General features: G+C 64.8%; 4 protein-coding genes and 1 pseudogene. 2 read left to right on the forward strand and 3 right to left on the reverse strand.

Translation table 11 applies throughout. The features are described 5' to 3' along the window. Positions 1-63 precede the first annotated feature (63 nt). The 3 genes and pseudogenes from QZY03_RS31260 to QZY03_RS31270 form a co-directional block, all read right to left on the reverse strand. Positions 64-207, reverse strand: a pseudogene (locus QZY03_RS31260) (class I SAM-dependent methyltransferase); the annotation flags it as partial. A 151-nt stretch (positions 208-358) separates the two neighbouring features. Next, positions 359-1,294 carry a (2E,6E)-farnesyl diphosphate synthase gene (ispA, locus tag QZY03_RS31265; protein ID WP_295588225.1) on the reverse strand — a complete coding sequence of 312 codons (936 nt, stop codon included), beginning with the start codon at positions 1,292-1,294 and terminating at the stop codon, positions 359-361. Beyond that, positions 1,287-1,553: an exodeoxyribonuclease VII small subunit gene (locus QZY03_RS31270; RefSeq protein ID WP_295588227.1), complete on the reverse strand. Its 267-nt coding sequence runs from the start codon at positions 1,551-1,553 to the stop codon at positions 1,287-1,289. The genes ispA and QZY03_RS31270 overlap by 8 nt, the downstream gene beginning before the upstream one ends. Positions 1,554-1,692: 139 nt before the next feature. Here QZY03_RS31270 and parE point away from each other — a divergent pair, with 139 nt between their 5' ends. Then, positions 1,693-3,579: a DNA topoisomerase IV subunit B gene (gene parE / locus QZY03_RS31275; RefSeq protein WP_295588230.1), complete on the forward strand. Its 1,887-nt coding sequence runs from the start codon at positions 1,693-1,695 to the stop codon at positions 3,577-3,579. 57 nt (positions 3,580-3,636) lie between these two features. Next, a complete protein-coding gene (locus QZY03_RS31280; protein ID WP_295588233.1) occupies positions 3,637-3,945 on the forward strand; it encodes an FIST N-terminal domain-containing protein in 309 nt (102 codons plus the stop codon). Positions 3,946-4,065: the final 120 nt, after the last annotated feature.

Consider the following 4,065-nt stretch of genomic DNA (forward strand, 5'->3'; position numbering starts at 1 on the left):
CGGCCCGCGGCCGCGACGGGCTGCCGCAATGACGGGTCGGCTGGCCGGAATTATGATCAAGGCCGCGGCGAAGGCGGCTTCCCGCACGATCCGCTCGTCGTCGATCAGGCGCATGATCTCATTGAAGGATCCCCAATAGACCGGCTCTGAACAATAGAGTCGGCCGCCGGGCTTGAGGACGCGATGGACCTCGGCCAAGGCTTGATCCTCGGCATCATTCGGTTCTTCCAGACCCAACAGCAGTCTTTGAGCAAGCGCGGCCCGCTGCGCCAGTGGAAGGGTGAGCGCCGTGGATTCTAGCTGCGAGAACGTCTTGGTGACACCTCGAAAAAACCAATAACCGGTAGCGATTCTGCCATTATTGTGCCAGCGGCTTGACCGGATTGAGTTCGCTAGGCCGCTCGGCCGTCCGCCGCAGCAGCGACTCGACGACCCAGCGCAGCGGGTCGGCGCGGCTGGGGAAGACGGAGACGGCGGTGAGCGCGTCGGTCAACAGGTTATTAGCCATTTCCTTGGCCTCGCTCAGCCCGACGACCGAGGGGTAGGTGGATTTGTCGAGTTCCTGATCGCGCCCGCGGGTCTTGCCGGTGACGGCGGTCTCGGCGATCACGTCGAGCACGTCATCCTGAATCTGGAAGGCCAGACCGACGCATTTGGCATAGCGGTCCAGGCGTTCGGCGTGTTCGACGTCCAGCGGACCGTCGGCGAGGATGGCAAGGCGGATGGCGGAGCGGATCAGGGCGCCGGTCTTGTGAATGTGGATGTGCTCCAGCATCACACGGTCGAGGTGCTTGCCCTCGGCCGCCAGATCCAGGGCCTGGCCGCCGGCCATGCCGCGCGAGCCGCTGGCCCGGGCGAGCGCGGCGACCATGCTGACACGTGCCGCGGCACTCAGGTCGTTCGCGTCGGCCAGGGTCTGAAAGGCGAGTGTCTGGAGCGCATCGCCGGCGAGGATGGCGGTCGCCTCGTCGAAGGCCTTATGGCAGGTCGGGCGGCCCCGGCGCAGTTCATCGTCGTCCATGGCCGGCAGGTCGTCATGGATGAGCGAGTAGGCGTGGATCAGTTCCACCGCCGCAGCGGGGCGGTCGAGCAGCGCCGGGGCGACGCCCAAGGCCTCGCCGGCGGCGTAGCAGAGCAGGGGGCGGATGCGTTTGCCGCCGTTCATGACGCTGTAGCGCATGGCCTCGTGCAGGCGCGCGGGCTCGATCTGTGGGGCGGGCAGGAGTTGGTCGAGCGTCGCCTGGACACGCGCGATGCAGCGTGCCCGAAAGGAGTCCAGTTCTGATTCACTCATGTGGGGTGCCGGGTGTCTTCGATGGAGGACTGAAGGGTTCGGGCTCGGCGTCGGGCCGGCCGTCGGTAAGGATGCGGACCCGCTGCTCGGCGGCCTCCAGGGCTTGGCGGCAGGCGCGGGTCAGAGAAACGCCGCGCTCGAAGGCGCCCAAGGATTCCTCCAAGGTCATCTCGCCCTTCTCCAGGGCGTCGACGATCGCCTCCAGTTCGCTCAGTGATTGCTCGAAGGGGGGCGGGGCGGTGGCTGCGGCTTTTTTCATTAGGTTTGCATCAGGGTTTAGAGCTACGGTAGCGTACCGCAGTTTGACGGTCAAACCGGCGAGCGCCTGCCGCGCGCCGCGTCTGCGTTATCACGCCCGATATCACCTAGGGCAAACCAGAGGGAAAACCGATCCGCCCATGACAGGCAATTACGACGCTTCAGCAATCGAGGTTTTGAGCGGCCTCGACCCGGTGCGCAAGCGCCCGGGAATGTACACCGATACCACGCGCCCCAACCATTTGGCCCAGGAGGTCATCGACAACAGTGTCGATGAGGCGCTGGCCGGTCACGCGCGGACCATCGAGGTGGTGCTCTACGCCGACGGCTCGCTGGAGGTCAGCGACGACGGCCGCGGCATGCCGGTCGATATCCACCCGGAGCAAGGGCTGCCGGGGGTGGAGGTGATCCTGACCAAGCTTCACGCCGGCGGCAAATTCGGCGGCGGCAGCTATAAGTTCTCCGGCGGTTTGCACGGGGTCGGCGTGTCCGTGGTCAACGCGCTCTCCAATCGTCTGGAGGTCTGGGTGCGCCGCGCCGGGCACGAGTACCATATGGCGTTCGCCCATGGCGACAAGGCGAGCGATCTGGCGCAGCTCGGCACTGTCGCGCGCGGGCGCAACGGCACCCGGCTGCGCTTCTGGCCGGACCCCAAGTATTTCGACACTCCGAAGTTCGCGCCCAAGCCGCTGATCCATCTGCTGCAGGCCAAGGCGGTGCTGTGCCCCGGGCTGACCGTGCGCTGGCGCGACGAGGCCGCCGGCGAGGCGCATGTCTGGTGCTATCAGGACGGGCTCCAGGACTATTTGCTCCAGACCCTGGGCGACTGCGAGACGGTGCCCGCCACCCCCTTCGTCGGCGATCTGGAGGGTACCAGCGAGGCCGCGAGCTGGGCCCTGGCCTGGGTGCCCGAGGGCGGGGAGCCGGTGGCCGAGAGCTATGTGAATCTGATCCCGACGGTGCAGGGCGGCACCCATGTGAACGGCCTGCGCAGCGGGCTCACCGAGGCGGTGCGGGAGTTCTGCGAGTTTCGCAACCTGCTGCCGCGCGGGGTCAAGCTGGCCCCGGAGGATGTGTGGAACCGGCTGGTTTACATCCTCTCGGTCAAGCTGATCGACCCGCAGTTCTCCGGTCAGACCAAGGAACGGCTGTCCTCGCGGGAGTGTGCCGCCTTTGTTTCCGGGGTGGTCAAGGACGCCTTCAGTCTGTGGCTCAACCAGCACACGGCGGAAGGCGAACGGATCGCTGAACTGGCTATCACCGCGGCCCAGGCGCGGCTGCGTGCCGGGCGCACCGTGACCCGTAAGAAAATTACCCAGGGTCCGGCGCTGCCCGGCAAGCTGGCGGACTGCACTTCCACCGATCCGGATCGCAGCGAACTCTTTCTGGTGGAGGGCGATTCGGCCGGCGGTTCGGCCAAGCAGGCGCGCGATCGGGAGTTTCAGGCGATCCTGCCGTTGCGCGGCAAGATTCTGAACACCTGGGAGGTCGATCCCGCCGAGGTCCTGGGCTCCCAGGAGGTCCACGATATCGCCGTGGCCATCGGCGTGGACCCGGGCAGCGATGATCTGACGCGGCTGCGTTTTGGCAAGGTCTGTATCCTGGCGGATGCCGACTCGGATGGTGCTCATATCGCGACCTTGTTGTGCGCTTTGTTTCTCAAGCACTTCCGCCGCCTGGTGAGCGAGGGGCATGTGTATGTGGCGATGCCGCCGCTGTATCGGATCGATGTCGGCAAGCAGGTCTACTACGCACTGGACGACGGAGAGAAGAAGGGTATCCTTGACCGCATCGCGGCGGAGCATCTCAAGGGGAAGGTCAACGTGCAGCGCTTCAAAGGATTGGGTGAGATGAACCCGGCGCAATTGCGTGAAACGACCATCCATCCGGACACCCGCCGGCTGGTCCAGCTCACCATCGAGACGGAAGATCAGAGCAGCGCACTCCTCGACATGCTGCTGGCCAAGAAGCGGGCCGCCGATCGTCGTGCTTGGCTTCAGGAGAAAGGTGACTTGGCGGAGGTCTAACGGTGCGGCTGAATTCTTCTGTCCGGGCTGAAGCGTAAGTTACCGAGGGCACAAAATATGCATCCATTTCAATTTGCCCACGCTGAGGGCGCCGACTGGCGTGTCATCGCAGACGACTGTCTGGACCGGCTCGGCCCGGTCCCGACCGGCGCCAATCTGGGTTTTCTCTATGTGACGGATTCGCTGGCGGATGAGCTCGGCGACTTGTTGGCCCATGTGCGCACCGCCACCGGGGTGCAGGCGTGGGTGGGGGCGGTGGGCATCGGCATCTGTGCGACCGGGGTCGAATACTACGAGGAGCCGGCCGCGGCGCTGATGCTGGGTGAGTTTCCGTCTGACGGTTTCGGCTCTTCGGGATCTCCGTAGGTTATGATATACTTATATTTCAGCATCTTGCGAGGTCTTGAAGGTCATCATGGACTCCAACAACGAGCCACTTAGACAAGCAATAGAGCTATTGCTAGATTTGCCCAATATCCAAGTGCA

It is taken from the genome of uncultured Lamprocystis sp. (genome assembly GCF_903933125.1).
Taxonomy (GTDB): domain Bacteria; phylum Pseudomonadota; class Gammaproteobacteria; order Chromatiales; family Chromatiaceae; genus Thiodictyon.

Bases quoted from the DNA above. Each gene is read 5' to 3' on its own strand.
- ispA (WP_295588225.1), bottom strand. From the start codon at position 1,294: ATGAGTGAATCAGAACTGGACTCCTTTCGGGCACGCTGCATCGCGCGT.
- QZY03_RS31270 (WP_295588227.1), bottom strand. From the start codon at position 1,553: ATGAAAAAAGCCGCAGCCACCGCCCCGCCCCCCTTCGAGCAATCACTG.
- parE (WP_295588230.1), top strand. From the start codon at position 1,693: ATGACAGGCAATTACGACGCTTCAGCAATCGAGGTTTTGAGCGGCCTC.
- QZY03_RS31280 (WP_295588233.1), top strand. From the start codon at position 3,637: ATGCATCCATTTCAATTTGCCCACGCTGAGGGCGCCGACTGGCGTGTC.